At 53.9% G+C, this 1389-nt stretch carries 1 rRNA gene; it reads left to right on the top strand.

Going from position 1 to position 1389, the window contains the following annotated elements:
* Window positions 1-1389: ribosomal RNA gene (locus C442_RS22485) — 23S ribosomal RNA — on the top strand; the annotation flags it as partial.

Genomic DNA, 1389 nt, shown 5'->3' with positions numbered 1-1389 from the left:
GGGCTACCTCTCATCAGCCGACCGTCTTCACGAAGTCTCTTGGAACAGAGCGTGATACAGGGTGACAACCCCGTACTGAAGACCAGTACGCTGTGCGGTAGTGCCAGAGTAGCGGGGGTTGGATATCTCTCGCGAATAACGCAGGCATCGACTGCGAAGGCTAAACACAACCTGAGACCGATAGTGAACAAGTAGTGTGAACGAACGCTGCAAAGTACCCTCAGAAGGGAGGCGAAATAGAGCATGAAATCAGTTGGCGATCGAGCGACNATAGTGAACAAGTAGTGTGAACGAACGCTGCAAAGTACCCTCAGAAGGGAGGCGAAATAGAGCATGAAATCAGTTGGCGATCGAGCGACGGGGCATACAAGGTCCTATGACGAATGACCGAGACGCGAGTCTCCAGTAAGACTCACAGGAAGCCGATGTTCCGTCGTACGTTTTGAAAAACGAGCCAGGGAGTGTGTCTGTATGGCAAGTCTAACCGGAGTATCCGGGGAGGCACAGGGAAACCGACATGGNATAGTGAACAAGTAGTGTGAACGAACGCTGCAAAGTACCCTCAGAAGGGAGGCGAAATAGAGCATGAAATCAGTTGGCGATCGAGCGACAGGGCATACAAGGTCCCATGACGAATGACCGAGACGCGAGTCTCCAGTAAGACTCACGGGAAGCCGATGTTCTGTCGTACGTTTTGAAAAACGAGCCAGGGAGTGTGTCTGTATGGCAAGTCTAACCGGAGTATCCGGGGAGGCACAGGGAAACCGACATGGCCGCAGTCTTACGACGAGGGCCGCCGTCTTCAAGGGCGGGGAGCCATACGAACACGACCCGAATCCGGACGATCTACGCATGGACAAGATGAAGCGTGCCGAAAGGCACGTGGAAGTCTGTTAGAGTTGGTGTCCTACAATACCCTCTCGTGATCTATGTGTAGGGGTGAAAGGCCCATCGAGTCCGGCAACAGCTGGTTCCAATCGAAACATGTCGAAGCATGACCTCCGCCGAGGTAGTCTGTGAGGTAGAGCGACCGATTGGTGTGTCCGCCTCCGAGAGGAGTCGGCACACCTGTCAAACTCCAAACTTACAGACGCTGTTTGACGCGGGGATTCCGGTGCGCGGGGTAAGCCTGTGTACCAGGAGGGGAACAACCCAGAGATAGGTTAAGGTCCCCAAGTGTGGATTAAGTGTAATCCTCTGAAGGTGGTCTCGAGCCCTAGACAGCCGGGAGGTGAGCTTAGAAGCAGCTACCCTCTAAGAAAAGCGTAACAGCTTACCGGCCGAGGTTTGAGGCGCCCAAAATGATCGGGACTCAAATCCACCACCGAGACCTGTCCGTACCACTCATACTGGTAATCGAGTAGATTGGCGCTCTCATTGGATGGAAGC

It is taken from the genome of Haloarcula amylolytica JCM 13557, from assembly GCF_000336615.1.
In the GTDB taxonomy this organism is placed as follows: domain Archaea; phylum Halobacteriota; class Halobacteria; order Halobacteriales; family Haloarculaceae; genus Haloarcula; species Haloarcula amylolytica.
The sequence above is the reverse complement of the archived record's forward strand: the minus strand, read 5'-3'. Positions and strand labels throughout refer to the sequence as shown.